The 17,324-nt window shown below is 64.6% G+C and carries 19 protein-coding genes; 6 read left to right on the top strand and 13 right to left on the bottom strand.

All coding sequences use genetic code 11. The features are described from left to right. Window positions 1-46 precede the first annotated feature (46 nt). The 7 genes from I6F38_RS15160 to I6F38_RS15130 all read right to left on the bottom strand — a co-directional run bounded on the left by I6F38_RS15160 (window position 47) and on the right by I6F38_RS15130 (window position 7,290). Window positions 47-808, bottom strand: a complete 762-nt coding sequence (locus I6F38_RS15160; protein ID WP_028339085.1) for an SDR family NAD(P)-dependent oxidoreductase — start codon at window positions 806-808, stop codon at window positions 47-49. A 20-nt stretch (window positions 809-828) separates the two neighbouring features. Further along, complete coding sequence (locus I6F38_RS15155) at window positions 829-2,700, bottom strand: feruloyl-CoA synthase (RefSeq protein ID WP_225160904.1); 1,872 nt, start codon at window positions 2,698-2,700, stop codon at window positions 829-831. Then, the gene (locus I6F38_RS15150; protein WP_225160903.1) at window positions 2,697-3,491 is read right to left on the bottom strand and encodes a crotonase/enoyl-CoA hydratase family protein; all 795 of its coding nucleotides are present in this window, start codon (window positions 3,489-3,491) and stop codon (window positions 2,697-2,699) included. Before I6F38_RS15150 ends, I6F38_RS15155 begins: the two co-directional genes overlap by 4 nt. 248 nt (window positions 3,492-3,739) lie before the next feature. Continuing rightward, a complete protein-coding gene (locus I6F38_RS15145; RefSeq protein WP_225160902.1) occupies window positions 3,740-4,201 on the bottom strand; it encodes a DUF3237 domain-containing protein in 462 nt (153 codons plus the stop codon). Between the two features lie 4 nt (window positions 4,202-4,205). After that, window positions 4,206-5,522 carry a TRAP transporter permease gene (locus tag I6F38_RS15140; RefSeq protein ID WP_028336540.1) on the bottom strand — a complete coding sequence of 439 codons (1,317 nt, stop codon included), beginning with the start codon at window positions 5,520-5,522 and terminating at the stop codon, window positions 4,206-4,208. 6 nt (window positions 5,523-5,528) lie between these two features. Further along, entirely contained in the window at window positions 5,529-6,095 is a 567-nt protein-coding gene (locus I6F38_RS15135; protein ID WP_057015996.1) for a TRAP transporter small permease, read from the bottom strand. A gap of 172 nt (window positions 6,096-6,267) precedes the next feature. Beyond that, window positions 6,268-7,290 carry a TRAP transporter substrate-binding protein gene (locus I6F38_RS15130; protein WP_076832508.1) on the bottom strand — a complete coding sequence of 341 codons (1,023 nt, stop codon included), beginning with the start codon at window positions 7,288-7,290 and terminating at the stop codon, window positions 6,268-6,270. A gap of 268 nt (window positions 7,291-7,558) precedes the next feature. On the opposite strand from I6F38_RS15130, the gene pobA reads away from it, so the two are divergent. Continuing rightward, window positions 7,559-8,728 (top strand): 4-hydroxybenzoate 3-monooxygenase, encoded by a 1,170-nt coding sequence (gene pobA, locus I6F38_RS15125; protein WP_225160901.1) that lies wholly within the window; start codon window positions 7,559-7,561, stop codon window positions 8,726-8,728. 288 nt (window positions 8,729-9,016) lie between these two features. Further along, window positions 9,017-9,472 carry a PaaI family thioesterase gene (locus I6F38_RS15120; protein WP_225160900.1) on the top strand — a complete coding sequence of 152 codons (456 nt, stop codon included), beginning with the start codon at window positions 9,017-9,019 and terminating at the stop codon, window positions 9,470-9,472. Here the strand turns inward: I6F38_RS15120 and I6F38_RS15115 are convergent. Further along, complete coding sequence (locus I6F38_RS15115; RefSeq protein WP_225160899.1) at window positions 9,469-10,362, bottom strand: LysR family transcriptional regulator; 894 nt, start codon at window positions 10,360-10,362, stop codon at window positions 9,469-9,471. The genes I6F38_RS15120 and I6F38_RS15115 overlap by 4 nt on opposite strands. A gap of 120 nt (window positions 10,363-10,482) precedes the next feature. Here I6F38_RS15115 and I6F38_RS15110 point away from each other — a divergent pair, with 120 nt between their 5' ends. After that, a complete protein-coding gene (locus I6F38_RS15110; RefSeq protein ID WP_225160898.1) occupies window positions 10,483-11,118 on the top strand; it encodes a pyridoxamine 5'-phosphate oxidase family protein in 636 nt (211 codons plus the stop codon). Here I6F38_RS15110 and I6F38_RS15105 read toward each other — a convergent pair. Both I6F38_RS15105 and I6F38_RS15100 read right to left on the bottom strand, forming a co-directional pair. Further along, on the bottom strand, window positions 11,115-11,846 hold the full coding sequence (locus I6F38_RS15105; RefSeq protein ID WP_038384864.1) for a glutathione S-transferase family protein: 732 nt from the start codon (window positions 11,844-11,846) through the stop codon (window positions 11,115-11,117). The genes I6F38_RS15110 and I6F38_RS15105 overlap by 4 nt on opposite strands. 64 nt (window positions 11,847-11,910) lie before the next feature. Further along, a complete protein-coding gene (locus tag I6F38_RS15100) occupies window positions 11,911-12,144 on the bottom strand; it encodes a hypothetical protein (RefSeq protein ID WP_225160897.1) in 234 nt (77 codons plus the stop codon). A gap of 207 nt (window positions 12,145-12,351) precedes the next feature. Between I6F38_RS15100 and I6F38_RS15095 the strand changes: the two genes are divergently transcribed. Continuing rightward, on the top strand, window positions 12,352-13,050 hold the full coding sequence (locus I6F38_RS15095; RefSeq protein WP_028336549.1) for a YafY family protein: 699 nt from the start codon (window positions 12,352-12,354) through the stop codon (window positions 13,048-13,050). Next, window positions 13,050-13,385, top strand: coding sequence for a YkgJ family cysteine cluster protein (locus I6F38_RS15090; protein WP_225160896.1), 336 nt, complete (start codon window positions 13,050-13,052; stop codon window positions 13,383-13,385). The genes I6F38_RS15095 and I6F38_RS15090 overlap by 1 nt, the downstream gene beginning before the upstream one ends. A gap of 6 nt (window positions 13,386-13,391) precedes the next feature. Here I6F38_RS15090 and I6F38_RS15085 read toward each other — a convergent pair whose 3' ends face one another. Together I6F38_RS15085 and I6F38_RS15080 are read right to left on the bottom strand one after the other, a co-directional pair. Then, the gene (locus tag I6F38_RS15085; RefSeq protein WP_016847470.1) at window positions 13,392-13,793 is read right to left on the bottom strand and encodes a hypothetical protein; all 402 of its coding nucleotides are present in this window, start codon (window positions 13,791-13,793) and stop codon (window positions 13,392-13,394) included. A 171-nt stretch (window positions 13,794-13,964) separates the two neighbouring features. Further along, the gene (locus tag I6F38_RS15080) at window positions 13,965-14,318 is read right to left on the bottom strand and encodes a DUF3307 domain-containing protein (protein ID WP_016847469.1); all 354 of its coding nucleotides are present in this window, start codon (window positions 14,316-14,318) and stop codon (window positions 13,965-13,967) included. Between the two features lie 425 nt (window positions 14,319-14,743). Here I6F38_RS15080 and I6F38_RS15075 point away from each other — a divergent pair, with 425 nt between their 5' ends. Beyond that, window positions 14,744-16,153 (top strand): TAXI family TRAP transporter solute-binding subunit, encoded by a 1,410-nt coding sequence (locus tag I6F38_RS15075; RefSeq protein WP_225160895.1) that lies wholly within the window; start codon window positions 14,744-14,746, stop codon window positions 16,151-16,153. Window positions 16,154-16,410: 257 nt separating this feature from the next. On the opposite strand, the gene I6F38_RS15070 is transcribed toward I6F38_RS15075, so the two are convergent. After that, window positions 16,411-17,172, bottom strand: a complete 762-nt coding sequence (locus I6F38_RS15070) for a Crp/Fnr family transcriptional regulator (RefSeq protein WP_225160894.1) — start codon at window positions 17,170-17,172, stop codon at window positions 16,411-16,413. Window positions 17,173-17,324: the final 152 nt, after the last annotated feature.

Below are 17,324 nucleotides of genomic sequence, written 5' to 3'. Positions count from 1 at the left end.
AGCATGAGCGATCCGGAAGGGCGTTCGTGCTCTTCCGGATCATGCTTCAGCGCGGCGCCATCCGGAGCGCGGCATCGAGCCGCACCACTTCGCCGTTCAGATAGGGGTTGTCGATCATGTGCAGCGCCAGCGAGGCGAACTCGTCGGCCTGGCCGAGCCGGCGCGGGAACGGGATCGCGGCGGCGAGCGAATCCTGCGCTTCCTGCGGCAGGCCGGCCAGCAAGGGCGTCATGAACAGGCCGGGCGCGATAGTCAGAACGCGGATGCCGAATTGCGCGAGCTCGCGCGCGATCGGCAGCGTCATCGCGACGATGCCGCCCTTCGATGCCGAATAGGCCGCCTGCCCGATCTGGCCGTCATAGGCCGCGACCGACGCCGTCGAGATCACGACGCCGCGCTCGCCGGTTGCGAGCGGCTCAAGCTTGGCCATGTCAGCGGTCGCAAGCCGCAGCATGTTGAACGAGCCGATCAGATTGACCTTGATCACCTTGTCGAAGTCGGCCAGGGCCATTGGCCCCTCGCGGCCGATCACGCGTTTTGCCACACCGATACCGGCGCAGTTCACCAGCACGCGCGCCGGGCCGTGCGCCTTGGCGGCGGCGGCCACCGCGGCCTCGGCGGCCGCCGCATCGGCGACGTCGCAGACGACGGGAATGCCGCCGATCTCGGCCGCGACGCTCTCGGCGAGCTTGGCGTTGAGATCGCAGACCGCGACCTTGGCGCCCTGCGCGGCGAGACGGCGCGCGGTCGCAGCGCCCAATCCCGATGCACCGCCGGTGACGATGGCGGCCTGGTCCTTCAACTGCATGGCTTTCTCCTGTTCGAGAACTAGACGAGTGTGATCACCGATGCCGGCGGCACCGGCGCATAAAGCGCTTCGATGATGTCCGTGCGATGCTCCAGCACCGCGCGCTGGTTGATCGAGCCCTTGTCGGTGACCTCGCCGCGATCGATCGACAGCGGCGTGTCGAGCAGGATCGCGCGCGCGATTCGGTTCGACGAGCCGGTAGCGCCGGCAAGGACCCGCGCGAAGCGCTCGCGGAAGGCCGCCCGCACCAGCGGATCATTGGCCGCGGCCGCGATGTCGCCAGAGGCGAGCTGCGGATTGATCAGGCGGCAGCCATCGAGATCGAGGATCACGATCGCGGCGAGCTCGTCGCGGTTGAGCCCTGCGATCACGACGTCGCGCACCAGCGGCGCGCAGGTGCCGACGAAACGCGCCCGCAACGGGCCGACGCTGACCCAGGTGCCGCTCGCCAGCTTGAAATCCTCGGCGATGCGGCCGTCGAAATCGAAACCGGCATCGAGATCACCAGCGTCGGCGGGCTTCAGCGCGTCGCCGAACTTGTAGAAGCCTTCCTCATCGAACGCCTTGGCGGTCAGCTCGGGCTGCCGCCAGTAGCCCGGCGTCACGTTCGGGCCCTTGGCGCGGACCTCAAGCTTGCCGTTGTTCGGAACGAGCTTCGCATCATTGCCCGACACCGGAAGCCCGACATGGCCGGAGCGGCTGGTATCGGGACGCACCGACATGAAGAACGGCGAGGTCTCGGTGGCGCCGAGGCCGGTCAGCATGGGCACGCGATAGCCCTTCTCCTGCACGGCGAGCGCATCGAGGCTGTTCCAGATGAACGGCGACAGCGCGGCACCCGAGAAGAACATCGCATGCAACCGGTCGAAGAATCTTGCCCGCAGACCGGCGTCGTCGCGCAGATAGGGCAGCAGCGATTCATAGCCTTTGGGCACGTTGAAATAGACCGTCGGCGAGATCTCGCGCAGGTTACGCACCGTCTCCTCGATGCCGCCGGGCATCGGCTTGCCCTCGTCGAGATACATCGAGCCGCCGTTATAGAGCGTCAGCCCGACATTGTGGTTGCCGCCAAAGGTGTGATTCCACGGCAACCAGTCGACGATCACAGGCGGCTCGTCCTTGAGAAACGCGAGCGTCTCGCGCAGCATCACCTGGTTGGCGCAGATCATGCGCTGGGTATTGATGACGGCCTTGGGATTGCCGGTCGACCCCGACGTCAGCAGGAATTTCGCGATCGTGTCCGGACCGATTGCTGCATGGGTCGCATCGAGGCGCGGGTCTTCCGGCGTCGCCAAGAGACCGGCAAGGCGCGTCACCTCACGGCCGGGCACGGTGCCGCGGCTCGCGGCGATCTCGACATCGGATCCGACATTGGCACGCAGCGCGTCGGCGAATTTATCGGCATCGTCGACAAAGATGAGGCCCGGCGTCAGAAGCTTGATGACGAAGCTGAGCTTGCCATAGTCGCGCGACACCAGCGAATAGGCCGGCGACACCGGGCAGAACGGAACGCCGGCATAGAGCGCGCCGAGCGCCATCAGGGCATGATCGATCGAATTGCCCGACAGGATCACGATCGGCTGCTCGGCCGACAATCCGCGCGCGATCAAGGCGGAGGCGATGCGCCTGATAGCCTCGAGCAATTGCGCGTAGGTGATTTGCCGCCAGCCGCCACCGGCGGCGCGCTCGGCCATGAACACGCGGTTCGGCTCGGCCATCGCCCAGTGGTGCAGGCGATCGGTGAGACGAACCGGAAAATCGGCGAGGCTGAGCTTTGGTCGGAGATAGATCGTGCCGTCGTCGCGGCGCTCGACGGTGACGTCGGGATTGCCGAACGAGATCGGGCGCAGCGGATGCGCGGTGCTGGCGGGTGCAGACGGCGCGGCACTCATGTCGGCTTCACCTTGGCGGTCTTGCGATCAAGAAACGCGCGGATGCGCTTCTTGGCTTCCTTGTCGCTCTGCGCCACCGTCGCCATCAGCGATTCCATCAACAGGCCGGTCTGCGGATTGGCCTCGGCGATCATCGGCAGCGCCTGCAACACGGCGAAATTGGTCAGCGGCGCATTGGTGGCGACGCGCTCGGCCAGCTCCAGCGCTTTCGGCAGCGCGCCGTCGGCCTCGGTAAGGTATTGCGAGAAGCCGTAGGCGGCGCCCTCGGTCGCCGAATAGACCCGCCCGGTCAGCATCATGTCCGCCATCCGCGGCACGCCGATCAGGCGCGGCAGCCGCACCGATCCGCCGCCGCCGACGAAGATGCCGCGCTGGCCCTCGGGCAGCGCGAAATAGGCCGACGGCTCGGCGACCCGGATATGCGCGGCGCAAGCCAGCTCCAGCCCGCCGCCGATCACCGCGCCCTTCAGTGCGGCGATCACAGGCACGCGGCAATACTGGATGCGGTCGAACACGCGATGCCACATCTGGGAATGCACCAGGCCCTCGGTGGCGTCGCGCTCGGTCAGTTCGGAGAGATCGAGGCCGGACGAGAAGTGATCGCCGATGCCGTGGATGACGACGGCGCCGACCGCATCCGGTATCGCGGAAAAGCAATCCCGCAGCGCCAGGATGATGCCATCGTTCAGCGCATTGCGCTTGGCGGGACGGTTCAGCCCGACCGTCAGCACCGCCCCTCGCGTCTCGATCCTGAGCAGCGAAGCGTCTCCCTCGCCGGCAGCGTTTCCCATGGCGTTTATTGTTTCCCGTTCAGAATAGTTATGTTTTATAACGATTAGCGGGAGAGTCAATATGGGCGCGCCAGGCTGTCGATTCCGTCATCCTGAGGTGCACGCGCAAGCGGGCCTCGAAGGATGCACGGCCCGGGTGGTGGCCGTCGACCCTTCGAGACGGCCGCTGCGCGGCCTCCTCAGGGTGACGGTGATGGAGTTGATACGCGCGCCCCCTCCCGGCAGGTGAGACGGCAAGAGTGCGAAAGCTAAAGCACCTGATGCACGTCGATCACGACCCGGTCAGCGTGGCGGGCGGCGGAGCCGACGAAGATGTGCTGCATCAGCCAACGGTAGTTCTCGGCGCCGGTTTCGAATTTCGGCACGGTGCGGAAATAGATCAGCTTCGGGTCGACCGGCTCGCCGCGCTTCAGCTTCTGCAACAGCTCGACCGGCCCGAAGCGGATGCCCTTGTTCTCGACATAGACGACGGCGCCGTCGTCGGTCTCGAACGCATATTTCGCCTCCAGCTCGATCAGCTCATTGGGCCGGATGATCTGGAAGTCCGCACCGAACGCCAGCACCTTGCCGTTGATCTTCTCGCCCTTCACCTCGCCGCCGATGATCGGAATGATGCGGCGGACGCCGGTGCCGATGTCGCCGGCGGACGTCACCTCCGCGATCCGGGCGGTGATGGTGAAGACGTATCTGGTCTCAAGCTCGGGATTCATAGGCCTAACCAATCATGCGCTGCGGAAGCCAGGTCGCAAGCAGCGGGAACAGGATCAGGATCACCAGTCGGATCAGATCGGTGATGACGAACGGCAGCACCCCGACAAAGATCGTCGACATGTTGACGTCCTTGATGACGCTCTTGATCACGAACACGTTCATGCCGACCGGCGGATGGATCAGGCCGAGCTCGACCGTCATGACGATGATGATGCCGAACCAGATCGGATCGAAGCCGAGCGCGGTCACCACCGGAAACACGATCGGCACGGTGAGGATCACCATCGCCATCGCGTCCATCAGGCAGCCGAGCACCAGATACATCAGGAGGATCAGCGCCAGCACGCCATAGGGGCCGATGCCGAGCCCGGTGAGAAATTCGGTGACGTGCTGCGGCGTCTGGGTGATGGTGAGGAAATAGCCGAAGCAGAGCGCGCCGATCAGCACCGTGAACACGGCGGCAGCGGTGCGCGTCGCCTGCAGCAGCGATTGCAAGATGCCTTCCCTGGTCAGCTTGCCACGGAGGATACCGATGATGAAGGCGCCCACCGCGCCGACCGCGCCGGCTTCGGTCGGGACAAAGAAGCCGCCATAGAGCCCACCGATCACGAACAGGAACAACAGCAGCGGCGACCAGACGTCACGCAGCGCGACGAAGCGCTCGTGCCACGACGCCTTCTTTCCCGCCGGCAGGAAGCCGGGCCTCGTCACGCCGATGATGCCGATCGTGATCATGTGCATCAGGATCGCGAGCAGGCCCGGCACCACGCCCGCGATGAACAGCTTGCCGATGTCCTGCTGGGTGATGATGCCGTAGACCGCGAGCACGGTGGACGGCGGCAGCATCGCTCCGAGCGTGCCGCCGACCGCGATCACGCCGGCGGCGAATGATTGCGGATAGCCGAAGCGGCGCATCTCGGGATAGGCGACGGCCGAGAAGGTCGCGGCGGTCGCGACCGACGAGCCCGAGATCGCGGCGAAGCCGCCACAGGCTGCGATGGTCGCAATGCCGAGCCCGCCCTTCCAATGGCCGACGAAGGTGTTGGCGGCGCGGAACAGCTCGCGGCTGATGCCCGAGACCGACACGAAGGCGCCCATCAGCAGGAACATCGGGATCACGCCGAAGGAATAATCCGTCACCGTACGCATCGTGGTCTGGCCGACCAGCTTGAGCGCCGGCGCGAAGCCGGTGAGATAGCCAAAGCCGGTGATGCCGACGAGACCCATCGCCATGCCGACGGGGACACGGAGCAGCATCAGCACGAACAGGCTGACAAAGCCGATGACGGCGACGGTCTCGGGACTGAGGTCGAGACTCATGGCCGTCTACTCCGCGGTCTTGATCTTGGCATCATGGATATCTTCCGGATGGAAGATCAGGCGGTAGGTGCGGATCGCGATCAGCAGCACCGCGGAGACGTCGCCGATCCACGACACCAGGAAGAACGGCCAGACCGGCACGCCAAGATCCATGGTGACGATATGGCTGTTCCTGGTGTCGATCACCTTGTCGACCAGCGTGTAGGTCTGCACGCTCACCACGAACAGCAGCACCAGCGTCGCGAAGATGTCGATCCAGCGCTGGTAGCGCGGCGAGGCATTGGCCCAGACCAGATCCACGGTAATGTGGGTACCGCGATAGCTGGTCGCCGCAATTCCCCAGAAGATCAGGATGCCGAGCAGGAACTGGCCGAAATTGTAGTAGTCGGGGATCGTCACCGCGAAGAATTTGCGCATGAACACCGCGGTGAAGGTGTTGAGCGCGACGACGCCAACGAAGAAGGCCGCGACCCATTCGATCGAATCGATGAAGCGATCCATGAAATTCTTGCGCGCCGGCTCGGGTGGGCCGGTGATCGCGCCGTCTTGGGAAACTTCGGCAGATTGCGTCATGCGTTGCTTCGATGAGCTCCCTCTCCCCCGCTCTTGCGGGGAGAGGGTTGGGGTGAGGGGCTGCTTCCACGAGTCGTGAATGCGGTGAGACCTGTACCCCCTCACCCGGATCGCATCTGACGATGCGATCCGACCTCTCGCCGCAAGCGGGGAGAGGTGAAGGGGAGCGGGATCAGATCCCCGCCTCGAACTTCTTCAGCGTGGCCTGCAGATCGGCGTCGATCTTTGCCGCATCGCCGCCGGCCTTTTTCACCGCCTCGGCCCAGCTGTCGCGCAGCGGCTTGACCGCCTTCTTCCACTCGGCGAGCTGATCCGAAGTCAGCGGATAGACCTCGTGGCCTTCCAGCGCCTTCATCTTGGTGCGGCCATTGGCTTCGAAATCGGTCCAGGGGTCGGTGACCTTGGAGGCCCATTCCGGCGTGCAGTGATCGTCGATCACCTTCTTCTGGGCAGCCGACATCGAATTATATTTGGCGAGGTTCATGTTGTAGGTGAACACCGTCGAATAGAGCGGCACGTCCATGTGGTACTTCACCACCTTGTCGATGCCGAACAGGAAGATCGAGCCCCAGGGGAAGGTGATCTCGTCGGCCACGCCGCGCTCGATCGCGTCGCGCGATTCCGGCGCGGAGGCCTGCACATTGGTGCCGCCGAACATCTTCACCATCTCGCCGATGGTGCTCTGCGCGGGACGCACCTTGACGCCGGAGAGGTCGCTCGGCAGCACGATCTTCTTCTTGCCGTGCAGCGCGCCCGGATCGTGGATGAAGGCGAAGCACAGCTTGGTGTCCTTCATCTCGGTCGGCGCATATTTGTGATACCACTCGTTCAGCGCCAGCGTGCCCTTCTTGCCGTCGGAGAAGGTGAACGGAAGCTGCCCGGCGGCCGCGATCGGGAAACGGCCGGGCTGATAGCCAGGATTGACATAGGTAACGTCGGCGATGCCGTCGCGCGCCATGTCGTAATGGTCGAACGCCTTGCCGAGTTGCTCGGACGGAAACACGGTGACCTTGATGGTGCCGCCCGATGCCTTCTCGATGTCGGCGGCCCAGGCCTGGGTCGCGGGCACCAGCGGATGCGCCGGCGGCACCCATAGCGACACTTTGAGATTGACGGTCTTGTCCTGCGCGACGGCAGGTCCCGCGGCCGGCACGATGGCGGCGGCCATCAACACCGCCAACATTGTCTTCCTCATCACGTCTCCTCCTCTCCAGGACGGGCTTGGTGCCCGGCTCATTACTTAACATGTTATCTAATTCGCGCGGATATTCAAGATGAAATCCGGCGGGCGGACGCCTCGTCGCACCCTCCGCCCGGTCCCGCGCCACCGCATCTTGCGCTGCGGCGAACGCGCGGGTCCCGCGCAAATCCGCCTTGCCAAAACCGTTATATGATATAGTTGCCTTGGCAAGTTGCCGGCGCGGGCACCGGCTAAAAGCCTATCCGATCGGGAGGACAAGGTATTGCGGACAAAAGTAGCAATCATTGGTGCAGGTCCGGCCGGACTGTTGCTTGGGCAACTACTTCATACTTTCGGCGTAGACAACATCATTCTTGAGCGGCAGACCCCGGACTATGTGCTGGGGCGGATTCGCGCCGGGCTGCTCGAGGAAGGCACCGTGTCGCTGCTCGAGAGCGTCGGCGCCGCTGCCCGGCTGCACCAGGAGGGCCTCGTCCATCACGGTCTCGAACTGGCGTTCGGCGGCGCACGGCACCGCATCGACCTGCATGGTTCGACCGGCAAGACCGTGACCATCTACGGCCAGACCGAGGTCACGCTCGACCTGATGAATGCCCGCAAGGCGGCCGGCCTGACCTCGATCTACTCGGCGGCCAACGTCAAGCCGCTTGATTTCGATACCGATCATCCGCGCGTCAGCTACGTCAAGGACGGCGTCACCCACGAGATCGCCTGCGACTTCATCGCCGGCTGCGACGGCTTCCACGGCATCAGCCGCGCCAGCGTGCCGGCGTCGGCGATCACCAGCTACGAACGGGTGTATCCGTTCGGCTGGCTCGGCATCCTCTCGGAGACGCCGCCGGTCTCGCCGGAGCTGATCTACAACAACCACGAGCGCGGCTTTGCGCTGTGCACGATGCGCTCGTCCCACCGCAGCCGCTATTACGTGCAGTGCCCGCTCGACGATCATGTCGACCAATGGTCGGACGAGCGGTTCTGGGACGAATTGAAGCGGCGCCTCGACCAGAAGGCCGCCGACGAGATCGTCACCGGCCCCTCGATCGAAAAGAGTATCGCGCCGCTGCGCAGCTTCGTCGCCGAGCCGATGCGGTTCGGCCGCATGTTCCTGGCGGGCGACGCCTCGCACATCGTGCCGCCGACCGGTGCCAAGGGCCTCAACCTTGCCGCCAGCGACGTGCATTATCTGTCGCAGGCGCTGCGCGAATACTACGACGAGAAATCCTCCGCCGGCATCGATGCCTATTCGGGACGCGCGCTGGCGCGGGTCTGGAAGGCGGTGCGCTTCTCCTGGTGGATGACCTCGATGCTGCACAAATTCCCCGACGAGGGCGAATTCGCCGCGCGCATCCAGATCGCCGAGCTCGACTACCTCGTCGGCTCGAAGGCGGCGTCGACCTCGCTGGCGGAGAATTACGTGGGGCTGCCGTTCTAGGCGAGCTCGCTGTTTCTTTCGTCGAGCAACCTCTCCGTTACACACTCAGCCGTCATACCCCGCGCATGCGGGGTATCCAGTACGCCGCGGCTTCTCGATTCATGCCGTGCGGTCTCTGGAATACTGGATCGCCCGGTCAAGCCGTGCGATGACAGCAGGAGATGTGGCGACGGGCCCGTGCTACATTCAAACAGCCGTGCAAATCCCGTTTAAAACTTTGTAGGCGGTGAAACCGTCATCGACATCGCGTTCAATGGCGTCAACCCAACGTCATATGCGAGCTTTCAGATGAGCACCGATACGCAAGTCGTCCCCGATACTCCCGAGGACGTCCCTCAAGGCTTCGAGCCGCTGTTCCGCAAGAGCCCGCTCACCGAGCCCTGGGAGCCGCTTTACCAAAAGAAGACCGAGCGTGCCGTCATCATCGGCCTGCGGCTGGCGAGGCCGCATACCAACGGCCGCGGCCTGATCCATGGCGGCCTGATCGCAGCCCTTGCCGACAACGCGATGGGCTATAGCTGCGGCCAGGCGACCGGCTGGACCACCTCGTTCGTGACGATCTCGCTCGCGGTCGATTTCGTCGGCTCCGCCAATGTCGGGCAATGGCTCGCGATCGAGAGCGACGTGATCAAGACCGGCAGCACGATCTGCTTCGCGCAGAGCCTGATCAAGGCCGACGGGGTGACCATCGCGCGCGCCAACGGCACCTTCCGCGTGGTGCCGAAGAAGCCGCCGGTGAGCTAGTCGAAATACCAGTCGGTGATCTCGGTCACGAGATCGATGAAGGTCCGCACCTTGGCCGACAACAGCCGCGTCGTCGGATAGACGACGTGGATCGGCACCGCCGGCTGCTCGAACTCGGCGAGCACGATCTGGAGCCGCCGCGCCTTCAGCGATTCGGCAGCCTGGTAGGCCATCACCCGGGTCAGTCCGCCGTCCTGCTCGGCGTACTGGATGGCGGCGTCCGAGCTGTTGCTGGTGAAGCGCGGCGTAGGGGTAATGCGGACTTCGCGGCCATCCTCCATGAAGCGCCAATCCGGTGTCGCGGTCATGGCGCCGAACTGGATCGTGTCGTGGGCGGTGAGGTCTGCCGGCCGCTTCGGCTCGCCGCGACGCCTGAGATAGCCGGCCGACGCCACCACGATGCGGCGCATCCGGCCGACATGCCGCGCCACCAGCGTCGAATCCGGCAGGTGCCCGAGCCTGACCGCGAGGTCGACGCCGTCCTCGACCAGATTGATCCTGCGATCCGACAGCCGCAGGTCGACGCCGACGCCGGGATAGCGCTTCAGATAGGCGCTCACCACCGGGCTGACATGGAGCCGCCCGAAGCCGAACGGTGCCGAGATCACCAGGCGCCCTTCGGGGCGGGTGCGCTCGTTCTCCACCGCGTCCTCGGCCTCCTCGACGTCGGCGAGGATCCGGCGCGCCCGCTCCAGGTAGCGCGAGCCGGCGTCGGTCAGCGTCACCTGCCGCGTGGTCCGCTGCAGCAGCCGCGCGCCGAGCCGCTCCTCCAGCGCCGCGATCAGCCGCGTGATGGCGGACGGCGACAGGCCGAGCTTGCGGGCGGCGGGGGCAAACCCCTCGAGGTCCGCCACCGCGACGAAGGCCTGCATGGCGTCGATCCGGTCCATGGCACTATTGCATAATCGGCAACAGTGAAGTGTCAATCCACAAGATTGCTTACGATCTAGGAATGTCCATCTTAAGCGGCGAAGACAAACCGCTTAAGGCGGACGTCACGGGAGGCTCCGATGTCAGATGGTCAAAGCTATCCGAGCGACGTCGCATTCAGTCCGGCCGTGAAGGCGATCCAGACCCGCAAGGGCTCACGCGCCACCTACGCCGAAGTCGAGGCACATGGCGGCTGGCGCAGCGAGATCGACGAGAACCTCGCCGGCTTCCTCGGCGAGGTGAACAGCTTCTATCTCGCGACCGCCTCGGCCGACGGCCAGCCCTACATCCAGCATCGCGGCGGACCGAAGGGCTTTATCAAGGTGCTCGACAAGCACACCATCGCGTTCGCCGATTACAGCGGCAACCGCCAGTTCATCACCCAGGGCAATCTCTCGGAGAATGCCAAGGCCTATATCTTCGTGATGGATTACGCGCACCGCCGCCGCGTCAAGCTGTGGGGCGAGGCGAAGGTGGTCGAGGACGATCCGGCGCTGACGCGCACGCTGATGCCGCAGGGCTACCGGGCGCGGCCCGAGCAGGTGATCCTGTTCAAGGTCACGGCGTGGGACACCAACTGCCCGCAGCACATTCCGCAGAAATTCGACGCGGCCGATGTGGCGGCAGCGCTGGCCTCGCGCGACCAGCGCATCGCCGAGCTCGAGGCGGAGCTCGCCGCGTTGAAGGGCCAGCCCGCTCCTGCCGCGCCGGCTTAGGCCGCCTGCTGCTGCAGCGGCGCCCAGGCGAATTCCGGATAATATTGCCGCATCATCCGGCCGACATAGGCGGTGAGATTGTCGAACTTCTCGGTGCGCTCGCGCAGCGGCGAATCGAAGAACGGGGTGAGGATTCCCGCCAGCGCGCCGAACGCGGTGGCATCGGTGCCGCACGGCGCATCGCCCATCAGATACGGCTTGTCGCCGAGCTGCACCGACAGCGCGAACAGCGAACGGATCGCGAGATCGACGTCTTCGTCCGGTCCGTGACGGCCAAGCCCGCTCAGCAGATAATTCTCGGCAACGCGGAACTGGGCGTCCTCGCGCATCTTGTCGCGCATATGGTCGGGCGCGCCGTCGAAGAAATGCGCGGGCCCCTTGGCGAAATTGGTGTCGTCGACCCAGCGCGCGCCGACCAGCGCCCAGTAGACGTGATGCTCGATCATGCGCTCGAAGGCCCAGGCCTGGGCGCGCGCCTGCAGGCTGAGCGGCGCGTCGAAATCGAAGCCGTATTTGCCCTCGATATGGGCGCGGATGAAGGTCGAATCGGCGATCGTCTCGCCGTCGTCGGCGATGAACGGCAGCTGGCCCTTGGGAGACGCCGGCGGCATCGCCTTCTCCTTGCGATAGTCGAGCCCGGCCATCTTGAGCTGGACCTCGGTTTTGGTCACGAAGGGGCTGATTTCCGGCAAGCCGAAGCCCGTGCCAAAGCCAAAAAGCGTAATCATATGAAGCTCCCGATCGCCTGTGGTCGTGAATTGAAGCTAGCTGTCCCCTGCTGCCAGCATGGTGTCAGCAGTAGTGGCATTCACTGTCGAACGGGCCTACGGGTGCGAGGCGGCGAACCGCCCCGCGAACGCGCTTGACCAGCCGTGCCCGCCCGTAGGACCAGACCGTGCTGATCGACTGTGCGATCAGCGCGACCAGGGCCCAGCGCAGGTCGCCGGAGGTGGAGTAGACCGTGACCAGCTGTTCCAGCGCAAAGCCTTGCGCCTGCCGGAAACCGAGTTCGTCAAGATTCGTCATGGACAAATTCCCTTCACTTGAGGTGTTGTCCTGATATAGCCCCCACCTGCTGCCAACATGCTGTCAGCAGCAGCCGGACGGGACCTAGAAAAGTCTGCGCACCGAGAGACGACGAGACCCGTCAAGACACTCGTCAAGACGGCTGCCAAAACAGCTACCGAGACACTCGACAAGACACGTGCCAAGAGAGCGATCGAGAGAGTTGCCATGAGACGTGCCGACCGGCTGTTTCAGATCATCCAGGTGCTCCGACGCACCCGTAAGCCTTTGACCGCCGATGCAATCGCAGCCGAGCTCGAGACATCGAAGCGGACGATCTATCGCGACATCGCCAGCCTGATCGAACAGCGGGTGCCGATCCGCGGCGAGGCCGGCATGGGCTACATCCTGGAGAAGGGATTCGACCTGCCGCCCTTGATGCTGACACCCGACGAGATCGAGGCCTGCGTGCTCGGCGCACAATGGGTGGTCGGCCACGCCGATCCGGCGCTGGCGCGCGCGGCCGAGGACCTGATGGCCAAGATCGCCGAGACCGTGCCCGACCGACTGCGGCCGTTCGTGCTGGAGCCGGCAAGCCGGGCCCGCTCGGCCTGGAACCGGGAGCCCGACCGCATCGACATGGTCAGGACCCGCAGCCAGATCCATGAGGGCAAGAAGATCACGCTGAACTATCGCGACGAGCATGGCCGCGACTCTGAGCGCACGATCTGGCCGATCGCGGTCGGCTATCACGAGGCGGTGCGGCTGCTCGCCGCCTGGTGCGAGCTGCGCAAGGATTTCCGCAGCTTCCGCACCGACCGCGTGGTCACGGCGGTCTATCACGACGAGAAATATCCGGAGCGGCGCGACCTGCTCAGGGCGCGCTGGCGGCGCAGCCTGGTCTGGGAAGCGCCGAGGGACACCTGATGGCCGACAACGCGTTCGACGCAGCCGACGCAAGCCCCTGCCAGTCCTGCGGCGCCTGCTGCAGCTATTCGGAGAACTGGCCGCGCTTCACCATCGAGGACGACGCGCAGCTCGATCTGATCCCACCGCAATTCGTCAACGCGCGGCAATCAGGCATGCGCTGCGAGGGCGACCGCTGTTCGGCGCTGTCAGGCAAGATCGGAAAGGCCACGCGCTGCGAAGTCTATGCGGTGCGGCCGGAAGTATGCCGGACCTGCCAGCCGGGCGACGCGGAATGCGCGATGGCGCGGCGCCGGCACGGGCTGCCGCTCATCGCGAGCGCGCAGCCGATCTAACAGACGTTACGCCGTGACCCTGTCGCTGACGTCCTCGTCGTCGAGCTCGTCATCGACGATCGGTGCGAAGGTCGTCAGCGGCTTGGTCGACAGCGTGATCGGCTTGCGGCCGCCATGCGAAACGGTCGCGGCGCGGGCCGGCTCGCGCGACAGCGCGTAGAGCGTCGAGCCGACACGGCCGCCCGAATTCGCCAGCTCCCACTCGCTGCAGCTCGACGCGATCGCGACCGCGAGCGCGTGCAGATGGCTGCGGCGATAGCAGAACAGCGCGAGCCTCGCCCTGACATCGGGCGCGACATTGGCAACCAGCAACGAGAGCCCGTTCGGATTGGCGCGATACATCTGGCCGAGCAGGTCGTCGGCAACCGGGCAGGCATCGTTCTCGAAGGCGTCGCGGCTTGAAAACATTTGCAAATCCCCCTCGATCGGGAAGATGCCGCGTAATCCTCTAACGAAAGGTTAACCACGGCCTCCGGTCGCTTCCGGAGGGTCTTGCCCGTTGCGCGCGAATCACATCCGCCCGTCGCGGCCCGGCTGGCTTCCTGGTCCAGGATGTGAGGAAAGGTGCGCGCGAACCGCTCAGTTCGCGGCCATGTAGATCGACAGCGCGAAGCCGGTGAGGTGGTGCAGCGCCTGGTCGACCCCGATCAGGGTCCAGAACCAAGGGTGGCCGGATTCCAGCGTCACGCCGAAATGGGAGGCGCAGATGCCCTTGGCCCGATCGACGATGATGTGGATCACGAAGTCAATGAAGGCGACGTACCAGAACCGCGGCGCCACCACCAGGATCAGCGCCAGCGCGACCGCGAGATGGACCAGGCAATGCGCCAGCAGCGGCAGCGCCCAGCCGGTTTTCTGGTCCTTGCCGATCGCCATCCAGGCGTTCTGCAGCATGAAGTCGGCGATGATGTGCTTTGCGGTGAGAAGCAACATCCATCCCACCAGGGCACCAACCGACACCGACGATGACATGGAGGGAAACAACAAGCTGACGCCCTTTTACTTCGATGAATGTGATTGCAAGAAATCCGGGTCAGGTCGTCAGCACAATTCCGCAAACCGAAGCGTGTCTCATTTATGACATCTCCGGCGCCGGAATGCACCTGCGCCTCCTCGAAAATCACATCTCGCTCCGACCGTGGATAGTGGCAATGGTCATGTGGCATCGCGGCGCAGGCCGGCCGAGATTAAGGTTACGGCCGGCGGCCGGTTTGCATTCCCCCCGGGGAGGTATATCGTCGGCAACATAGGAAATTTTCTTTCTTTTATAGCCATTTACGGATTCACCGGGCAGCGCCGCGCCGATCGGGTCGCGGCAACGGGCCGTCCCGGACGGGTGATGAGCCAGGTAATCAGCCATGAGTGCCGAAGCCCCCTCGCCTGCGCCGATGCCGCCGTCGCGCCCTCCGGTCGCCAAACCGGTCGTCAAGACCAACCGCGCGCAGATCATCGTCTTCACCCTGCTGACGCTGCTCCTGAGCGCGGTCACCGTGATCGGCGGCCGGCTCTGGCTGCGCAATTCCGAAACGCTGGTGTTCGCGGTCGGCGATGCCAACGGCCCGGAGGCGAAATTCGCCGCCAAGCTCGCCACCGTGCTGAAGAACAATTCGTCGCGGCTGCGGCTGAAGATCGCGCCGAACCCCGACAACGCCAAGGCGCTGGCGCAATTCGATCGCCGCGACGCCTCGCTTGCCATCCTGCGCACCGACGCAAGGGTGCCGCCGCGTGCCCGCGCCATCGCGATCCTCGAGCATGACGTGGTGCTGGTGCTCAGCCCCGGCGGCAAGAAGATCAAATCGCTGAGCGAGCTCAAGAAGAAGCGGATCGCGGTCGTCGGCGACGGCGAGAACAGCGTCAATTTCGTCCGCAGCGCGCTCGAGATTGCCGACAGCCCCGACGCGGCGCAGCGGGTACAGCAGGCGCCGCCGAACACGCCTTTCGACAAGCTGTTCGCCTCCGGCTTTGCCGCCGTGATCGCGATCGAGCATGCCTCGAAGATCGTGAAGGACAAGACCTACGAGCAATATGCCAAGCGCCCCGGCGGCTTCACGCTGAATGCGATCGACGCGGCCAAGGCGCTGGCGCGCAAATACCCGGCGATTTCGGAGGAGACGGTCTCGACCGGCATGCTGTCGTCCTCGCCGGCGATCCCCGATGACGAGGTCGACACCATCGGGCTGGAATGGCTGCTGGTCGCGCAATCCTCGATGTCCACGACGACGGCCGCCGAGCTCGCGCGCATCATCTATGAGAACAAGTCGGAGCTCGCGCTGGACGACGGCTTCGCCTCCAAGATCGAGCCGGCGGCGACCGACAAGGACGCCTTCATCGTCGCCCATCAGGGCGCCGCCGAATACATCAACGACGATACCAAGTCGTTCATGGATCGCTACAGCGACGTGATGTATCTCGGTGCCGCCGCGCTCAGCATCATCGGCTCGATCTTCGCCGCGATCTACACCAAGATCACCCGTGTCGCACCGGAGAAGGCCAGCGAGCTGGCGGGCAGGATCCTCGACATCGGCGAGCGCGTCGAGCACGCCACTTGCACCGAGCATCTCGACGAATTGCAGGACGAGCTGGAGGCGATTTTGCGCGGCGCGGTGACCGGCCTGCGCGACGGCACCGTTTCCGGCGACGGAATGGACACGTTCAAGCTCGGCTACGAATTGGTCCGCGACGAGATCGCACTGCGCCGCGATCACCTCAAGCGCCACCCGGCGACGCCGGACGAGAACCTCGTGGTGGTGAAGGCGGCGAACGGGTGAAACCAAGCCGTTGGTTGCGCCACAGATACAACTGTCGTCCCTGCGATCGCGCCACATGCACCACTGTCGTCCTGGCGAAAGCCAGGACCCATTACCACCGCTTTTGCTGATGAACGGGATCGCGGCCCCAGCATCGCGCAACAATTGAGACTTGGGGTAATGGGTCCTGGCTTTCGCCAGGACGACACCGCGTATGTTGAACGGCCGGTGAACCATACATCCGCACGCTCTCGACATGCACCGGAGCGCAGCGCTTACTACCCGACCGCCGCGTCCGTCGGCGTCGCAGCGGCGTCGAGCTGCCGTCCCTCGTGATCCATATGCAGGTAGTTCGGGTTGAACAGGCCGGCCTGCATCAGCCGCTCGAGGTTGGGGACGACCAGGGTCTTTCCCTTGAGTACGATGAGGCCGCCGGCGCGCAATTCCTGCAGCGTTCGGTTGACGTGAACCTTGGAGAGCCCGGTGGCATCGGCGAGATCGCCCTGGGTCAGCGGGAAATCACAGCTGTCGCCCTGGGTCAGGCCTGCAGCACGCAGCCGGAGCCAGATCTCGCACAGCAGATGGGCCATCCGCTCCAGCGCCGTTCGCTGGCCGAGGCTCATGGTCCATTCGCGCTGGATCGCCGCGTTGACCAGGGTTTCCCACCAGAATGCGGTCACGATGCGCGGATGTCCGGCCGCGACCTTGTCGAAGAATTCGCGAGAGAGGTCGGCGATCGACACTGCGGTGACGGTACCGATCGAATGATCCATCTCGCGCAGGATGAAGACGTTCACATCGCAAATGTCGCCGGGAAGGAAGAAAGCCACGATCTGACGCCGGCCGTCCTCGAGCTGCTTGTAGCGATAGGCCCAGCCGGACAGGATCAGATGGACGTCCTTCGGCTTCTCGCCCTCGCGGACGATGTCGACCCGCGGACCAAAATGGCGGACGCGCTCGGTGGACGCGCGATTGAGAAGGACCTGGTCTACCGGCGACAGCCGTACAAACTGCTCCAATTTCCGGACTAGCGACGCCAACGATTGGTCTCCCGCATGTTTAATCGGGCAACTGCAGGACCGACTTCAATTACGTATGTTACCTTGCACAGCTCTTGACGTATGTTCACTAGTGTACACACGCCCCAGGAATGCGACGGTTATATCCCCGAGCGTCACGCACAGCTCAGCGC

The sequence above is a fragment of the Bradyrhizobium sp. BRP56 genome (genome assembly GCF_020194035.1).
GTDB classification, from domain to species: Bacteria; Pseudomonadota; Alphaproteobacteria; order Rhizobiales; family Xanthobacteraceae; genus Bradyrhizobium; species Bradyrhizobium australafricanum.
The sequence above is the reverse complement of the archived record's forward strand: the minus strand, read 5'-3'. Positions and strand labels throughout refer to the sequence as shown.